Annotated in this window: 15 protein-coding genes; 11 read left to right on the forward strand and 4 right to left on the reverse strand. The window is 70.1% G+C overall.

The features are described 5' to 3' along the window. Positions 1–11: 11 nt before the first annotated feature. On the reverse strand, positions 12–896 hold the full coding sequence (locus ASF45_RS13065; RefSeq protein WP_082550987.1) for a pirin family protein: 885 nt from the start codon (positions 894–896) through the stop codon (positions 12–14). 97 nt (positions 897–993) lie between these two features. Here ASF45_RS13065 and ASF45_RS13070 point away from each other — a divergent pair, with 97 nt between their 5' ends. The 3 genes from ASF45_RS13070 to ASF45_RS13080 all read left to right on the forward strand — a co-directional run bounded on the left by ASF45_RS13070 (position 994) and on the right by ASF45_RS13080 (position 3,660). Next, the gene (locus ASF45_RS13070; protein ID WP_056662614.1) at positions 994–1,896 is read left to right on the forward strand and encodes a LysR family transcriptional regulator; all 903 of its coding nucleotides are present in this window, start codon (positions 994–996) and stop codon (positions 1,894–1,896) included. A gap of 97 nt (positions 1,897–1,993) precedes the next feature. After that, a complete protein-coding gene (locus ASF45_RS35250; RefSeq protein ID WP_162243997.1) occupies positions 1,994–2,656 on the forward strand; it encodes an ester cyclase in 663 nt (220 codons plus the stop codon). Between the two features lie 47 nt (positions 2,657–2,703). After that, positions 2,704–3,660: a quinone oxidoreductase gene (locus ASF45_RS13080; RefSeq protein WP_056662617.1), complete on the forward strand. Its 957-nt coding sequence runs from the start codon at positions 2,704–2,706 to the stop codon at positions 3,658–3,660. Between the two features lie 86 nt (positions 3,661–3,746). On the opposite strand, the gene ASF45_RS13085 is transcribed toward ASF45_RS13080, so the two are convergent. The 3 genes from ASF45_RS13085 to ASF45_RS13095 are packed head-to-tail and all read right to left on the reverse strand — an operon-like array spanning position 3,747 to position 6,242. Further along, entirely contained in the window at positions 3,747–4,475 is a 729-nt protein-coding gene (locus ASF45_RS13085) for a GntR family transcriptional regulator (protein ID WP_056662620.1), read from the reverse strand. 40 nt (positions 4,476–4,515) lie between these two features. After that, entirely contained in the window at positions 4,516–5,265 is a 750-nt protein-coding gene (locus ASF45_RS13090) for a glutathione S-transferase family protein (RefSeq protein WP_235580903.1), read from the reverse strand. After that, complete coding sequence (locus ASF45_RS13095; protein WP_056662623.1) at positions 5,262–6,242, reverse strand: quinone oxidoreductase; 981 nt, start codon at positions 6,240–6,242, stop codon at positions 5,262–5,264. The genes ASF45_RS13090 and ASF45_RS13095 overlap by 4 nt, the downstream gene beginning before the upstream one ends. Before the next feature lie 115 nt (positions 6,243–6,357). Between ASF45_RS13095 and ASF45_RS13100 the strand changes: the two genes are divergently transcribed. From ASF45_RS13100 to ASF45_RS13135, 8 genes are read left to right on the forward strand one after another with little or no spacing between them, the layout of a single operon-like run. Continuing rightward, positions 6,358–7,401, forward strand: a complete 1,044-nt coding sequence (locus ASF45_RS13100) for an ABC transporter substrate-binding protein (protein ID WP_056662626.1) — start codon at positions 6,358–6,360, stop codon at positions 7,399–7,401. After that, a complete protein-coding gene (locus ASF45_RS13105; protein ID WP_056662627.1) occupies positions 7,394–9,115 on the forward strand; it encodes an iron ABC transporter permease in 1,722 nt (573 codons plus the stop codon). The genes ASF45_RS13100 and ASF45_RS13105 overlap by 8 nt, the downstream gene beginning before the upstream one ends. An 11-nt stretch (positions 9,116–9,126) precedes the next feature. Then, a complete protein-coding gene (locus ASF45_RS13110; protein WP_056662630.1) occupies positions 9,127–10,179 on the forward strand; it encodes an ABC transporter ATP-binding protein in 1,053 nt (350 codons plus the stop codon). Positions 10,180–10,189: 10 nt separating this feature from the next. Then, positions 10,190–11,833, forward strand: coding sequence for a carboxylesterase/lipase family protein (locus ASF45_RS13115; protein WP_056662633.1), 1,644 nt, complete (start codon positions 10,190–10,192; stop codon positions 11,831–11,833). A 17-nt stretch (positions 11,834–11,850) separates the two neighbouring features. Continuing rightward, a complete protein-coding gene (locus tag ASF45_RS13120; RefSeq protein ID WP_056662636.1) occupies positions 11,851–13,050 on the forward strand; it encodes a CaiB/BaiF CoA-transferase family protein in 1,200 nt (399 codons plus the stop codon). After that, a complete protein-coding gene (locus ASF45_RS13125) occupies positions 13,047–13,844 on the forward strand; it encodes an enoyl-CoA hydratase (protein ID WP_056662639.1) in 798 nt (265 codons plus the stop codon). The genes ASF45_RS13120 and ASF45_RS13125 overlap by 4 nt, the downstream gene beginning before the upstream one ends. A 2-nt stretch (positions 13,845–13,846) precedes the next feature. Then, positions 13,847–14,593 carry an enoyl-CoA hydratase/isomerase family protein gene (locus tag ASF45_RS13130; RefSeq protein WP_369802124.1) on the forward strand — a complete coding sequence of 249 codons (747 nt, stop codon included), beginning with the start codon at positions 13,847–13,849 and terminating at the stop codon, positions 14,591–14,593. A gap of 14 nt (positions 14,594–14,607) precedes the next feature. Continuing rightward, positions 14,608–15,564 (forward strand): tripartite tricarboxylate transporter substrate binding protein, encoded by a 957-nt coding sequence (locus tag ASF45_RS13135; RefSeq protein WP_056662645.1) that lies wholly within the window; start codon positions 14,608–14,610, stop codon positions 15,562–15,564. The last annotated feature ends 13 nt before the right edge of the window (positions 15,565–15,577 follow it).

Here is a 15,577-nt window from a genome sequence, read left to right on the forward strand (position 1 = left end):
TGCGGCGGGACTCAGATGGCCCGACCGCTTGCGCGGAGTTGCTCGCCAAGCCGGGCAATTTCTTGTTCGCCGTGCCGTAGCGCGGCCACAGACGTGTGCACCGAGTACGAGCCCAAGACGAGCTCGTGCGGGTGCTTGCGGGCGGTGCCAAAAATGAAACCTGTTGCGCTCGCGGCGGTCAGCCGGACCGTCCGGTCGCCCGCTTCGAAGACGACGAGCTCATCGGCAATGCGGTCGTTGCCCGTCAGCAGTGCACCGTGGCCGACGTGCAACCACGCCACGTCGTGTCCGCTCGGCGGTGCCAGTTCGATGGTTTCGCCGGCTTGCAAGCTCACGTAGAGATACTGGATGCCCTCGGGTGCTTCCACCTTGCTGCGCACACCCTGGTACTGGCCCAGGATGACCCGCACGTTGCCGACCTGTGCCACTTCGGCTGGCTGCAGGTATTGGCTCTGGGCCGGCGACAACTCCAAGGCCTGTGGAAGGGCGACCCACAACTGGTAGCCACGCAGGCGCCGGCCAGGGAGCGGCACACCGTCGTGCCAGACGCCCTTGCCGGCGCGCATCCATTCCACCGAGCCGGCCTCCAGTAAACCGCTGGCGCCGGTGGTGTCTTCGTAGCGCATGCCGCCCTCCAGCAGGACTGTCGTCGTGGCGATGCCCGAGTGCGGGTGCATCGGAAACATGGTCTTGCCGGCCGACTGGAAGTCGAAGTAGTCCAGGAAGACGAATGGCTTGAGGCTGTGGGCCAGGCCCGGGCTCAGCAACCGGTTCACCGGACCGTGGACCTGACCCTTGGTGCGCGTTGCGATGGCTCGGAAGGCATCCGTTCGACGCCCGGGTTCGGTCTGTGCGGCAGGGGGATTTGCCTGCGAGCCGCGTTCGATCACCTTCATGTGTTCACTCCGTTTGGTTGGTGAGCGAACTGTAGAAATCGGACAGCCAACTGAGAAGCCTATACTTTTCGATAGAAACCATCTGCGGGAGCGATAGATGCTCGACGGCGTCTCACTGGACCAGCTTCGTACCTTCATCGCCGCGGCCGATGAGGGCAGCTTTTCTGCCGCCGGACGCAAATTGCGCCGAGCGCAGTCGGTTGTGAGCCAGACCATGGCGAACCTCGAAGGCCAGCTCCGCGTGACCTTGTTCGACCGCTCGGCACGCTACCCCGTGCTCACCGACGCAGGAAAGGCGCTGCTCGGGGAGGCCAAGACCGTCGTGCACGGCATGGACAGCTTCAAGGCTCGGGCACGGACGCTGTCCGAGGGGCTGGAGCCGGAGCTGTCCGTGGCGGTGGACGTGATGTTTCCCATGAGCGTACTCACGGCTGCCGTAGGCGCGTTCAAGGAGCAATTCCCAACGACGCCTTTGCGCATGTACGTCGAGGCCCTTGGCGCCGTTGTTCAGCCGGTCCTGGACGGCGTCTGTCAAATCGGCATCGTCGGGTCGCTTCCCGTGGTACCCGAAGGCACCCGGTCGGAGCCCCTTGCGCAGGTCCCGATGGTCACGGTGGTTGCGCCTTCCCATCCGCTGGCCTCGCTCACCGGACCACTGCGGTCCACCGAGATGGAACGGCACGTCCAACTGGTCCTGACAGACCGCACGACGCTCAGCGCCGGGCGCAGCTATGGGGTGTTGGCTGCACAGGTATGGCGCTTGGCCGACCTCGGTGCCAAGCATGCGTTCCTGAAGGCGGGGTTCGGCTGGGGGCACATGCCTCGCGAGATGGTCCAACAGGACCTGGATGGAGGAACGCTGGTCCAACTCAGCCTTGCCATCCACCAGCCTTCGACGCCGAGCATTGCGATGCACGCGGCGTATCGTAGCGATGCGCCGCCCGGGCCCGCGGGGCGCTGGTTCATCGCACGGCTCCAAGAGGCCAACATATCGGCATAGACGATGGTTCCTATCGAAACAAAGAGGCTACCGCGATAGGTGCTGCGTCCATATTCTTCCGTCCATGCAGCAACAAGCTGCGCAACACGGAGAAAACATGGCACGCAAGGACTTTGAAAAGAAGGTGGCCCTGGTCACCGACGCGGGCTCCGGAATCGGCCGGGAGGCGGTGTTCGCGTTCGCTGGTCGCGGCGCAGTCGCCGTGGCAGCGGACCTGAACGAAGGTGGGCTCGCCGCGACGAGACACCCCATCGCGGAACCGGGAGGCCGGGTCATCACAGCACCCATCGAGGTCTCCAGCGAGGCACAGGTGCGGGAAAGAACCATGGTGACTGACACCACGGACCTCGGCGAGGCCGCCAAGGCGGTCATCCGTCGCAATACCGCAGAAGTGCAGGGCGGCGGCAACTGGGCTCTGTTCGACGAGCTGTTCGCCGACGAATTCCTGGACCACACGCCGCAGCCCCATTGCACGCCTGACAAGGCCGGTGCGCTGGGCCTCTACAAGAAGCTGCGGGAAGCGTTCCCGGACTTCCATGCCGTCATCCACTGGCAGCGCGCCGATGGCGACGTCGTCACCACCTTCAAGACCTACCACGGCACGCACCAAGGCGACTTTCTGGGCATCCCCGCCAGTGGCAAGTCCATCCAGTTCGAAACGGTCGATGCGATGCGCGTTCAAGGCGGAAAGATCACCGAGCACTGGGGCGTTGCGAACCTGTACTCCGTGCTCACGCAGCTGGACGCGCTGCCCCGTTGAAGACGTCCGTCCACAACCGTCACCACTCTGCAGAAGGAAATCGAACCATGAACACCACCGTCCGCTTCCACTCCTACGGCGGCCCCGAAGTCCTCGAAGTCGAGAACGATGCCGAGGTCGGCCCGCCGGGCGCAGGCCAGGTCCGCCTGCGCCATCAGGCCATCGGGGTCAACTTCATCGACACGCTGTTTCGCCAAGGTGTCTTCCCCGTTCCCCTCCCTTCGGTGCCCGGCGTGGAAGGCGTTGGCGTCATGGAGGCCGTCGGCGCTGAGGTTAGCGGGTTCAAGGAGGGCCAGCGCGTTGCCTACTATCTGGCGCCGGGGAGCTACACGCAGTCGCGGCTCATCGACGCAAGCGCCTTGGTGCAGGTTCCGGATGACCTGACCGCCGAGCAGATTGCAGCGGTGCTGACGAAAGGTCTGACCGCCTGGGCCGGGCTCAACGGATATCACGTGCTTCAGCCTGGCCAGACGATCCTTGTCCAAGGCGCCTCAAGCGGGGTTGGCAATCTGCTTGCACGGTGGGCAAAGGCACTGGGTGCGACCGTCATTGGCACGGCTGGCAGCGCTGAGAAGCGCGCGGCATTGGCAGGCGCCATCGACCACGTCCTGGCATCGGATGCGCCGGACCTTGGTGCGCAAGTGCGCAGCCTTGCACCGGCTGGCGTCGACGTTGTCTATGAGTTCGTGGGCAAGGCGACCTTCGACGCGTCCCTCGCGGCCGTCAAGGACGGTGGCACCGTCGTTTCCATCGGCGCGGCCTCCGGAGCGCCGCAGATCGACAAGGCTGCGGTGGCCAGCCGCAACCTGACCATGGTCGGTGGCCCCATGGCGCCGCACCTCTCCGGTCGTGTGGAACGCGCTGCGACCGACGTCTTTGCTGCGCTGAAGTCCGGTATCTTTGGCGAGGTCTCCGTCACCAGGTACGCCCTGCGCGACGCTGCCCGAGCCCACCTTGACATGGCTGAACGCAAGAAGGCAGGGGCGCTTGTTCTTGTACCTTGACGATGGGGCGGAGCGGCGGAGGGGGAATCCATCTTGACAAGCGTGGTTCCCGCCCGCGCTCCGGTCGGCCGAACCCCGGCGGCCTCCTAGACTTTCTCGCTCCTGGCGCGCCGGCGAAGCGGCGCCGCGTCCGCCGGTTCATCGGCCGGCGCCACCGGCCGCAGCGGCATGCTCGCGATCGCGTCGGCATAGACGTTGCCGCCGCTGGAGATGTGGTCGGTCATGGCCTGGAACGCGGCGTTCTCGTCGCCCGAGACGATGGCCTGCAGGATCACCGCATGCTCGGCCAGCGAGTGGCGGATGCGGTTGGGCCGGTCGAACAGCGCGCGGCGCGGGTGCCGCATGCGCAGCCGCATGGCGCGCAACTGGCGCGCCAGCACCTCGTTCAAGCTGCCATCGTAGATGATCTCGTGGAACACGCGGTTGGCCTGGCCGTACTCCTCGGCATCGTTCTTCGCGGCCGCGCGGCCGCAGGCGGCATGGGCCTCCTCGAGCTGCTCGCGCTGCGCGGTGGGCATGCGCCGCGCGGCCAGGCGCGCGGCCAGGCCTTCGAGCTGCATGAGGATCTCCAGCATCGCGATGTACTCGGGCACCGACAGCGAGGCCACCACGGCGCCCTGGCGCGACAGCGGCGTGACGAGCCCGGCGGCGGTCAGGTGCTTGATGGCCTCGCGCGCGGGGGTGCGCGAGACGCCGAAGCGGTCCATCAGCGCCTGTTCGTCGATGCGCGAGCCGGCGTCGAGCTTGCCGGAATGGATCTCCTCTTCCAGGGTCTGGCGGATCTGGTCGCCGAGGTTGATGCGGGCACTGGCCATGTCGTCGTGAACTCCTGGCCGGCATCTTAAGGGGGCGCGTTCAGGCCGCGGCGCGGGCCGCGAGCACCGCGTCGAAGCGTTCGAGCCGGGCGGCGGCGAAGGCCGGCCGCTGCCGCATGGCCTGCCACCAGGCCTGCACGCGCGGATGCGTGCCGGCCGCCAGCGCCTGCGGTGCCAGTTCCGCGAGCCGGGCGATGAAGGGCGCGGCCGCGATGTCGGCCAGCGAGTAGCGGCCGCCGACCAGCCAGGGGCCGTCGGCCAGCATGTCCTCCATGCGGGCCGGCAGGCGCAGCAGCTTGTCCAAGGCGGCGGTCTTTTCTTCCTCCGTGTAGGGCCGCCGGGCGATGCGCAGCCAGGCCTCGCGCCGCTCCGCCGTCGGGATGCGCGCGAGCTTGGCCTGCAGTTCGTCGTCGCTCCACTGGCTGGCCGTGGGCTGCAGCGCCAGGCTCCAGTTCAGGATGAGCAGGTGCGGCAGGCAGTGCTCGTCGGTCCAGCGCACGAAGTTGCGCATCACGGCGCGTTCGTACGGGTCCTCGGGCCGCAGCGGCGGGGTGGGCTGGATCTCGTCCAGGTACTCGCAGATGGTCGAGCTCTCGTGCAGGAAGCGGCCGGGCGCCAGCATCAGCGCGGGCACCACGCCGTTCGGGTTCATGGCCAGGAACGCGGGCGAATGGTGCTCCTGGCGGCCCATGTCGATGGCCACGCTCTCATAGGCCATGCCTTTCTCGGCCAGGCACAGGCGCACGCGGCGCGAGGCGCTGGACAGCCAGCCGTGGAAGAGCTTCATCATGGCACCAGCACCGGCGCGCCCGTGGTCGCCCGGCCCTCCAGGTCGCGGTGCGCCTGCTGCACATCGGCCAGCGCATAGCGGCTGCCCACCTCCAGCCGCACTTGGCCATCGGCGACGGCCGCGAAGAAGGCCGCCGCCGAGCGCTGCAGGTCGGCCGGGTCCGCGATGAAGCTGCGCAGCGTGGGCCGGCACACGCTCAGCGATTTGGCGTGCAGCAGCTGCAGATCCAGGCCCTCCACGTCGCCCGAGGCCGTGCCGTAGTTGATGGCCATGCCCAGCGTGCGCAGGCAGGCCAGCGAGGGCACGAAGACGTCCTTGCCGACCGCGTCGTAGACCACGGCCACGCCTTCGCCGCCCGTCAGCGCGAGCGTGCGCGTCGCGAAGTCCTCACGCCGGTAGTCGATCACGTGGTGGCAGCCATGGGCCAGTGCCACCTCGGCTTTGGCGGGCGAGCCGACCGTGCCGATCACGGTGGCGCCCAGCGCGCGTGCCCATTGCGACAGCAGCACACCCATGCCGCCCGCGGCCGCGTGCACGAGCACCGCGTCGCCGGGCTTCACCACGTAGAGCCGGCGCAGCAGGTATTCGGCCGTGAGCCCGCGCAGCAGGTTGGCGCCGGCCTGCTCCTCGGGGATGCCGGCCGGCAGCGCCAGCACGCGCGCGGCCGGCACGTTGCGCACGGCCTGGTAGGCGCCGGGGTGGAAGTAGGCCACGGACTGGCCCACGCGCCATTGCGTGACGCCTGCGCCGAGCGCCTCGACCACGCCCGCGCCCTGGGCGCCCAGCGTGACCGGGAACGGCGTGGGCGCGTGCGGGCCGTGCGCGCCCTTGCGTTGGTAGATGTCGGCGAAGTTCAGCCCGATCGCGCTCTGGCGGATGCGGACCTCACCGGTGGCCGGCGGCGGCACGTCGACCTGTACGCGCTCGAGGACGCTGGGGTCGCCGTGGCGGTGGATGTGGATGGCGGTGCTTTGCATGGGTGTGAATGTGTTCCGGCAACCGTTTTATAAGAATACGGATAAACGCTATATGGATTCTTTCGGTGGTTGTCCGTACACTTTTGCGACGACAACGAACGATGGAGACATGCCCATGGCCCTCACCCGCCGCCGTTTCGGCGCCCTGGCTGCCACGCTGGCCGCGCCGGCCCTCACACCCGCTCTGGTGGACGCCCAGCCGCTGGATGCGCTCCACGCCGCAGCCAAAAATGAGGGCGAACTGACCTGGTACGTCGTGCCGTATCCCTCAGAACTGGCCGAGACCATGGGCCGGCGCTTCAGCGAGCGCTACCCCGGCATCCGCGTGAACGTGGTGCGCACCACGGCGCAGGTGGCCTACCAGCGGCTGAACCAGGACATCAAGGCCGGCACGCCGGCCTGCGACGTGTTCTCCTCGACCGACCTCGCGCACTTCCTGGACCTCAAGGCGCGCAAGCTGTTGCTGCCCTACACGCCGCCCTCGGCGGCCCAGCTCGACCGGCATCTGCAGAACCTGGACCCGGACGGCACCTACCACGTGACCAGCGCCTTTCCCATGGGCCTGGTCTACAACAAGCAGAAGGTGCAGGGCGCCGATGTGCCGAGCAGCTGGAACGACCTGCTGGACCCCAAGTGGCGCGGCCTGGCCTCGGTCGCGCACCCGGGTTTCAGCGGCGCCGCCGGGGCCTGGAGCCTGGAGATGCGCCGGCTCTACGGCGACGCCTGGTTCAAGAAGCTGGCCGACAACAAGGTGCAGGTCGGCCGCTCGACGATCGACACGGTGACCACCGTGAACTCCGGCGAGCGCTCGATCTCGGCCGGCCCGATCACGCTGGCCGCGCGCACCGCCGACCGTGGCAACCCGGTCGGCTGGGCCGTGCCCAAGGAGGGGCTGGTCATGGTGGTCTCGCCCTCGGCCGTGATGGCCAGCTCGAAGCGCCCGAACGCCAGCCGGCTGTTCATGGAATGGCTGATCGGCAGCGACGACGTGGTGGAGCTGGGCCGCGCCGAGTTCGGCATCCCGCTGCGCACGGGCCTGCAGCCGCCCGGTGGCTTGCCCGCCATGGGCTCGACCAAAACGCTGGCGCCCACGCCGAAGCAGATGCGCGACGACCTGCCGGCCGTGGTCGAACTCTGGAAGGACGCATTCGGTGTCTGAACTCGCCCTGGATGCGCAGGCCCGCCCGCGCGCCGCACCGAGCCGCTGGGCCGACCCTTCGCTGTGGCTGTTCGGCGCGCTCATCGCGCTGCTCGTGCTGCTGGTCGCCAACCCCATCCTGCGGCTCGTGGCCGAGAGCCTGCGCGGGGCCGACGGCGGCTTCTCGCTGGCCAGCTACGCGGCGGCGCTGGGCCGCAGCCGGCACCTGCAGGCGCTGCTCAACTCGCTCTACCTGGGCGTGGCCGTCACGGGCCTGGCCGCGCTGCTGGGCGTGCCGCTGGCACTGGCCGTCTCGCGCACCAACATGCCGGGGCGCGGGCTCACGCACCTGGGGGTGCTGGCCGCGTTCGTGATGCCCAACTTCATGGGCGCCATCGCCTGGATCCTGCTGGCCGGGCCCAACGCGGGCTGGCTCAACCGGGCCTGGGTCGCGCTGTCCGGCATGGAGGTCGGGCCGCTCAACATCTTCAGCTTCTGGGGCCTGGCCTTCGTCATCGCGCTGTACACCTATCCGCTGGTCTACGTGTTCACCAAGTCGGCGCTGGACCTGGTCTCCACCGAGCTGGAGGACGCGGCGTCCATCCACGGCGCCGGCAAGTTCCACACGCTGGCGCGCGTGACGCTGCCGCTGGTGCTGCCCTCCATCGTCGGCGCCGGCATCCTGATCTTCCTGGAGACCATCGCGCTGTACGGCACGCCGGCGCTTATCGCGATTCCCGCGGGGCTGAACCTGGCGACCACGCAGATCGTCTCGTTCTTCGAGTACCCGCTGCGCGTGGAGCAGGCCGCCGCCTTCTCCATGCCCATCCTCGCGCTGACGGTTGCCATGCTGGTGCTGCAGCGCCGCCTGCTCGCGAAGAAGGGCTTCGTCTCGGTCTCGGGCAAGGGCGGCGAGCGCCGGCCCTTCGACATCGGTTGGTGGAAGTGGCCGCTCGCGGCCTATGCCGCGCTAGTGGGCCTGCTCTCGGTGCTGCTGCCGCTCGCCATCCTGCTGCTGGCCTCGGTGTCCAAGGCCTGGGGCCGCGGCGTCGTGGCCGGCAACTTCACGCTGGCCAACTTCCACGCCATCTTCTTCGAGCAGCTGACGGTGCGCTCGGCGCTGCTCAACACGGTGCTGTACTCGGGCGCGACCGCCCTGGTCTGCGTGGGCATGGGACTGTGCGTGGCCTACGCCACGCAGCGCCGCATCACGCCGTTCCCCAACCTGCTGCAGTTCCTGGCGCTGGCGCCGGTCGCGGTGCCGGGCCTGGTGCTGGCCATCGGCCTGTACGCGGCCTACGCAGGCCCGCCGTTCTCGTTGTACGGCACGGGCTTGTTGATCGTGATCGCGTTCACCACGCGCTTCCTGCCGATCGCCGTGGTCGCCAGCGGCGCCTCGATCCGCTCGCTGAACCCGGAGCTGGAGGAGGCCGGCCGCATCCTGGGCGCCGGCCGGCTCACGGTGCTGCGCCGCATCGTCGTGCCGCTGCTGTCCAAGCCGCTGGCCGGCGTGTTCATCCTGGTCTTCGTGATCTGCACCAAGGAGCTCTCGACCGCCGTGTTCCTGACCGGGCCGGCCTCGCGCGTGGTCTCGGTGCTCACGCTGGACCTGAGCGAACAGGGCAACTACGAGGTGCTCGCGGCCATGGGCGTGGTGCTCGTCGTCATCGTGACGGCCGTCGTCGGCCTGGGCATGCGCATCGCGGGCCGCGACTTCATGTTGCGCCGCTCCTAAGAAGGAACACCATGTCGAAACTCGAACTCTCCCACGTGAGCAAGCGCTACGGCAGCACCGCCGTGGTCGACGACCTGAGCCTGCAGCTGCGCCAGGGCGAACTCGTGACCCTGCTGGGCCCCTCGGGCTGCGGCAAGACCACCACGCTGCGCATGGTGGCGGGCTTCGTCGAACTCAGCGAAGGCGCCATCGCGGTGGATGGCCGCGAGATCTCGGGCGCCAGGCGCACCGTGCCGCCCGAGCACCGCGGCATGTCCATGATCTTCCAGAGCTACGCGATCTGGCCCAACATGACCGTGGCCGAGAACGTGGCCTTCGGCCTCGCGGTGCGCAAGGCGCCGGCCGAGGAGGTCAAGCGCCGCGTCGGCGAGATGCTGGACGTGGTCAAGCTCGGCCACCTGGCGCAGCGCTACCCGGCCGAGCTCTCGGGCGGCCAGCAGCAGCGCGTGGCGCTGGCCCGCGCCATGGTGGTGCGACCCGAGGTGCTGCTGCTCGACGAGCCGCTGTCCAACCTGGACGCCAACCTGCGCGAAGAGATGGCCGGCGAGATCCGCCGCCTGCACGACGAGTTCCGCTTCACCACGGTCTACGTCACGCACGACCAGGCCGAGGCCATGACGATCTCCGACCGCATCGCGGTGCTGAACCTGGGCCGCCTGGAGCAGATCGACACGCCCTGGAACCTCTACAACCGCCCGCGCACGCCCTTCGTGGCCGGCTTCATCGGCCAGACCAACCTGGTGCAGGGCGAACTGCGGGCAGGGCGCTTTCAGCTGCCCGGCCTGTCCGGCGCTGTCCCCGTGGCGGGCAACGACCAGGCGCAGGCCCAGGTGTCGATCCGGCCGCAGTCGCTGAGCCTGGGCGCGGCGGGCGGCAGCCTGCTGGCCCTGGGCCAGGTGGCCGTGGTCGCGCGCACCTACCTGGGCGGGTACTGGGACTACCTGGTGCGGCCGCTGGCCGGCGGCGCGCCGCTCAAGGTGCATGCCGCGCCCGGCCATGTGCTGGAGCTGGGCCACGAGTCGCTGCTGTCCATCGATCCGGCCGGTGTGGCCGTGCTGGCGTGAAAGGAACACCATGCAAGAACTGTCGCGCCGCCGCTGGCTCGGCGCAGCGGCCGCCGCGGGCGGCCTGTTCGCGGGAGGCGTACGCGCCATGAACGAAGACCCCGTCTTCTCCGTCGTCGAGACCGCGCAAGGCAAGGTGCGCGGCCTGAAGTCCGGCGGCATCCACGTGTTCAAGGGCCTGCGCTACGGCGCCGACACGGCGGGCGCCAACCGCTTCCAGCCGCCGCAGCCCGTGGCGCCGTGGACGGGCGTGCGCGATGCCACGGCCTACGGCAACCACGCGCCGCAGATGCCGGCGGACCGCCGCCGCGCCTACGCCGACCTGATCGCCTACGACCTGCAGCCCGGCGGCATGGGCGAGGACTGCCTGGTGCTGAACCTGTGGACCCCGTCGCCCGACAAGGCCGCCAAGCGCCCGGTGCTCGTGCACCTGCACGGCGGCGGCCACTACGCCGGCTCGGGCAACTCGCCGCAGTTCGACGGCGAGATGATGGCGCGCTTCGGCGACGCGGTCTTCGTCACGCTGAACCACCGGCTCGGCGCCTTCGGCTACCTGAACCTGGCCGGCCATGGCGGCGAGCGCTACGCGCAGTCCGGGGCCGTGGGCATGTTGGACATCGTCGCCGGCCTGCGTTGGCTGCGCGAGAACGCGGAGGCCTTCGGCGGTGATCCGGCCCGCGTGCTGGTGTTCGGCCAGTCGGGCGGCGGGCTCAAGACCAGCACCTTGATGGCCATGCCCTCGGCCCAGGGCCTGTTCCACCGCGCCGGCGTGATGAGCGGTTCGGGCCTGCGCGCCATGCCGCAGGCCACCGCGCACGACATCGCCGGGCGCTTCCTGGCCGCGCTGGAGATCCAGAGCGGCGCGCTGGACAAACTGCTCCAGCTGCCCATGGCGCAGCTGCTGGCCGTGCAGCTGGCCTTCGAGCGTGCCGACCGCCAGCAGGGCGAGGCGCCGCGCGCCTTCGCGCCCGTGGTGGACGGCGTGGCCATCGCGCGCCACCCCTTCGACCCGGACGCACCGGCCATCTCGGCCGGCGTGCCCATGCTGATCAGCACCACGCTGGACGAGCGCGCCTACCGCCAGGTCAACTTCGACCTCGACGAGGCCGGCCTGCGCAAGTTCGCCGAAGGCAAGCTGGCCGGGCGCCCGGGCCTGGACGCGGCCGCGCTGGTCGCCATGTACCGAGAAGAAGACCCGCGCGCCACGCCCTTCGTGCTGCAGGCGCGCATCGACACCGACACCACCTTCCGCCTGGGCGCCCAGCTGCAGGCCGAGCGCAAGGCGGCACAGCACGCGGACAAGGGCGGTGCCCCGGTCTGGACCTATCTCTGGAAGACCCCCAGCCCGGCCTACGGCGGCCGCTACGGCGCGCCGCACGGCGTGGACATCGGCCCCAGCCTGCACGACATCCGCATGGGCCTGAACGGCCCCAGCGCCGAGAACCTGGCGCTGGCCGACCAGCTGGCGAGCGCCTGGCTTGCCTTTGCTGCCACGGGCGATCCAAACAACGCACGCACGCCCGCCTGGCCGGCCTTCACGCTGGCGCGGCGCAGCACGCTGGTGTTCGACGGGCCAGCCTCCCAGACCCGTGCCGTGGACGACCCGCGGCGCGCCTTCCGCGAACTCTGGGCCACGGCAGGCCCCAACCGTTGAACCACCCAGAAAGAACCATGAACACCACCGCTTCCTCGCTGCCGCTCTCGGGCTACCGGGTGCTGGACCTCACGATCGCGCGCGCCGGCCCCACGGCCGTGCGTCTGCTGGCCGACTGGGGCGCCGACGTCACGCGCCTGGAGGCGCCGCCGCCCAAGGACCGTGGCTCCGTGACGGGCCGGCGCCGCGGCTCGGACGAGCAGAACCTGCACCGCAACAAGCGCAGCCTGTGCGTGGACCTCAAGACGCCCGAGGGCGCGGCGATCCTGGACCGGCTCATCGCGCGCAGCGACGTGGTGGTGGAGAACTTCCGCTCCGTCGTCAAGGACCGCCTGGGCCTGAACTACGAACAGCTGCGCGCGCGCAACCCGCGCATCATCCTGGCCAGCATCTCGGGCTTCGGCCAGGACGGCCCCTATGCCGGGCGGCCCGGCGTGGACCAGATCGTGCAGGGCATGTCGGGCCTGAGTTCGGTGACGGGCGAGCCCGGCCGCGGCCCGGTGCGTGCCGGCATCGCGATCTCCGACACCACGGCCGGCATGTTCCTGGGCCAGGGCATCCTGCTCGCCCTGCTGCACCGCGAGCGCACGGGCCAGGGCCAGTGGGTCCACACCTCGCTGATCGAGGGCATGCTCAACAAGCTCGATTTCCAGGCCGCGCGCTACACCGTCAACGGCGAGGTGCCCGGGCAGGAGGGCAACGCCCACCCGACCCAGGTGCCCATGGGCACCTTCGAGGCCAGCGACGGCCAGGTCAACATCTGCGCGAGCACGCAGGCGATGTGGGCCGGCTTCTGCCGCGCCCTGGAGGCCACGCACCTGGCCGACAACGCCGACTACCGCGAATTCGTGGGCCGCGTGCAGCACCGCCGCCGGCTCGACGCCGAGATCAACGCCGTCACCCGCCAGTTCAGCGTGGCCGAACTCGTCAAGCGGCTCAACCCGGCGGGCGTGCCCTGCGGCCCGGTCTACGACATCGGCCAGGCCTTCGAGGACCCGCAGGTCAAGCACCTGCGCATGACACGGCCCGCGCAGCACCCGGTGCTGGGCGAGGTGCAACTGATCCGCTCGCCGATCAACCTCTCGGCCTTCCCGCACCCCGAGCGCTTCCACCATGCCGCGCCCGATCCGGGCGAGCAGACCGATGCGCTGCTCGCGGAGCTGGGCTATGCGCCGGACGCCATCGCCGCGCTGCGCGCCACGGGGGCTGCCGCATGACGCTCGAGTTGGGCACAAGCAAGATCCTCGCGCGCGCCGAAGACGGCGTGGGCTGGATCACGATCAACCAGCCCGAGCGGCGCAACGCCATGTCGCTGGAGATGTGGCAGGGCCTGGGCGCGGCGGCCGAGGCCCTGCAGGCCGACCCAGCGGTGCGCGTGGTGGTGCTGCACGGCGCGGGCGGCCAGTCCTTCGCGGCCGGCGCCGACATCAGCGAGTTCGAACAGCACCGTGCCAACGCCGAACAGAAGCTGCGCTACGCCGAGATCGCATCGCGCGCGCACCGCGGCCTGGCCGGGCTGGACAAGCCGCTCATCGCCATGGTGCAGGGCTTTTGCATCGGCGGCGGCCTCGCGCTGGCGCTGGCGGCCGACCTGCGCTTCGCCGGCGTTGGTTCGCGCTTCGGCATCCCGGCGGCGCGGCTGGGCCTGGGCTACGAGTACGAAGGCCTGGCCGCGCTGGCGCGCGTGGTCGGCCCCGCGGCGGCCAAGGACCTGCTGTTCAGCGCGCGCCAGCTCGAGGCCGACGAGGCGCTGCGCATCGGGCTGGTCAACCACCTGCTGCCGGCCGAGGAACTGGAGCCCGCGGTACGCGCCTACGCGGCCCGCGTGGCCGCGAACGCGCCGCTGACCGTGCAGGCGGCCAAGGCCGCCGTGCGCCTGTTCGAGCGTTACAGCGCGGCCGACGACAGCGCCGTGGCGGCCGCGGTGGACCGCTGCTTCGACAGCGCCGATTACCAGGAGGGCCGCCGCGCCTTCATGGAAAAACGCAACCCCGTTTTCCAGGGACGATGAACATGGACCTTCCTGAACTGCAGTGCGCCGGCCCCGTGGCCACCATCACGCTGCGCCGGCCCGAGCAGGCCAACCGGCTCACCCCCGACGACCTGGCCGCGCTGGCAGGGCACATCGACGCGGTGAACGCGCGGCCCGAGGTGCTGGTGCTGCAGCTGCGCGGCCTGGGCAGGTACTTCTGCAGCGGCTACGACATCGGCCAGATCGGCGCGGCGCGCAAGGTGAACTTCGAGGCCGTGGTCAACGCGCTGGAAGAAGCGCGGCCCGTGACCATCGCGGTGCTGCATGGCAGCGTCTACGGCGGCGGCACCGACCTGGCACTGGCCTGCGACTTCCGCCTGGGCGCGCAGGGCATCGACATGTTCATGCCGGCCGCGCGGCTGGGCCTGCACTTCTACCAGGGCGGGCTGGAGCGCTACGTGAGCCGGCTGGGCCTGGACAACGCCAAGCGCCTGTTCCTGACGGCCGAGAAGATCGGCGCCGAGGAGATGCGCGCGATCGGCTTTCTGACCCAGCTGCTGGCGCCGGGCGAACTGTCCGCCGCGGTGGATCGCCTCACGCAGACCTGCGCGGGCATGGCGCCCCTGGCCATGCTCGGCATGAAGCAGCACCTGAACCGCATCGCGCGCGGCCGGCTGGACGTGGACGCGCTGCACGCCGACATGGCGCGCGCCGCCGACTCCAGCGACCTGCGCGAAGGCCAGGCCGCATGGCTCGAGAAGCGCGCGCCGCGCTTTTCCGGCCTTTGAGCCCGGGAGCCACGATGAAGACCCTCCTGCTTGCTGCGGCATTCGCGGCCACCGCTGGCACCGCGCTGGCCCAGCCCTACCCGAACCGGCCGATCCGGCTCATCGTCGGCTACTCGCCCTCGGGCGCGGCCGACCTCATTGCGCGCGTCGTCGCCGAGGCCATGGGCAAGGAGCTGGGCCAGTCCATCGTGGTGGACAACAAGCCCGGGGCCGGCAGCACGCTGGCCTCCTCGCTGCTGTGGCGCGCACCGGCCGACGGCTACACGCTGGGCCTGGCCACCGCCACGCTCTACGGCATCGACCAGCACCTGTACAAGGTCAAGTACCAGTCCACGGACTTCACGCCCATCACGCGCCTGACGGTCTCGCCCCTGGTGCTGGCGGTGAACAAGGACCTGGGCATCGCCAGCGTGCAGGACCTGGTGGCCAAGGTGCGCGCGCAGCCGGGCAAGATGAACTATTCGTCCTCGGGCATCGGCGGCTCGCCGCACATCGCCGCGCTGAGCTTCGAAAAAGCCGTGGGCGGGCAGATGGTGCACATCCCGTTCAAGGGCGGCGCGCCGGCCTTGCAGGCGGTGGCGGCGGGCGACGTGCAGCTGTCCTTCGGCACGGCCGCCTCGGTGCTGCCGCTGGGGCGGCCCGGCACCGTGAAGATGCTGGGCGTGACGACGGAGCAGCCATCGGCCGTGGTGCCGGGGCTGCCCACGCTGGCCTCGCAGGGCCTGCCGGGCTTCGAGTTCAGCTTCTGGTTCGGCCTGTTCGGGCCGGCCCAGCTGCCGGCCGAGGTGACCCAGCGGCTCTACGCCGCCGCGACCCGCGCGCTGGCCGACCCGCAGGTGCAGCGCAAGCTGCTGGACACGGGCAACGAGGCGCTGGCGTCCAGCTCGCCGGCGGAGTTCGACCGCTGGGCGGCGGGCTCGGGGCGCGAGGCGCTGGAGCGCATCAAGGAGGCCAACGTCAAGGTCGAGTGACGCGCCGGCGTGC

Origin of the sequence: Pseudorhodoferax sp. Leaf265, assembly GCF_001422365.1 — a bacterium.
GTDB lineage: Bacteria > Pseudomonadota > Gammaproteobacteria > Burkholderiales > Burkholderiaceae_C > Pseudorhodoferax.

Bases quoted from the DNA above. Each gene is read 5' to 3' on its own strand.
- ASF45_RS13130 (WP_369802124.1), top strand. From the start codon at position 13,847: ATGGACCTTCCTGAACTGCAGTGCGCCGGCCCCGTGGCCACCATCACG.
- ASF45_RS13125 (WP_056662639.1), top strand. From the start codon at position 13,047: ATGACGCTCGAGTTGGGCACAAGCAAGATCCTCGCGCGCGCCGAAGAC.
- ASF45_RS13100 (WP_056662626.1), top strand. From the start codon at position 6,358: ATGGCCCTCACCCGCCGCCGTTTCGGCGCCCTGGCTGCCACGCTGGCC.
- ASF45_RS13115 (WP_056662633.1), top strand. From the start codon at position 10,190: ATGCAAGAACTGTCGCGCCGCCGCTGGCTCGGCGCAGCGGCCGCCGCG.
- ASF45_RS13090 (WP_235580903.1), bottom strand. From the start codon at position 5,265: ATGATGAAGCTCTTCCACGGCTGGCTGTCCAGCGCCTCGCGCCGCGTG.
- ASF45_RS13080 (WP_056662617.1), top strand. From the start codon at position 2,704: ATGAACACCACCGTCCGCTTCCACTCCTACGGCGGCCCCGAAGTCCTC.
- ASF45_RS13095 (WP_056662623.1), bottom strand. From the start codon at position 6,242: ATGCAAAGCACCGCCATCCACATCCACCGCCACGGCGACCCCAGCGTC.
- ASF45_RS35250 (WP_162243997.1), top strand. From the start codon at position 1,994: ATGGCACGCAAGGACTTTGAAAAGAAGGTGGCCCTGGTCACCGACGCG.
- ASF45_RS13110 (WP_056662630.1), top strand. From the start codon at position 9,127: ATGTCGAAACTCGAACTCTCCCACGTGAGCAAGCGCTACGGCAGCACC.
- ASF45_RS13065 (WP_082550987.1), bottom strand. From the start codon at position 896: ATGAAGGTGATCGAACGCGGCTCGCAGGCAAATCCCCCTGCCGCACAG.
- ASF45_RS13120 (WP_056662636.1), top strand. From the start codon at position 11,851: ATGAACACCACCGCTTCCTCGCTGCCGCTCTCGGGCTACCGGGTGCTG.
- ASF45_RS13085 (WP_056662620.1), bottom strand. From the start codon at position 4,475: ATGGCCAGTGCCCGCATCAACCTCGGCGACCAGATCCGCCAGACCCTG.
- ASF45_RS13135 (WP_056662645.1), top strand. From the start codon at position 14,608: ATGAAGACCCTCCTGCTTGCTGCGGCATTCGCGGCCACCGCTGGCACC.
- ASF45_RS13070 (WP_056662614.1), top strand. From the start codon at position 994: ATGCTCGACGGCGTCTCACTGGACCAGCTTCGTACCTTCATCGCCGCG.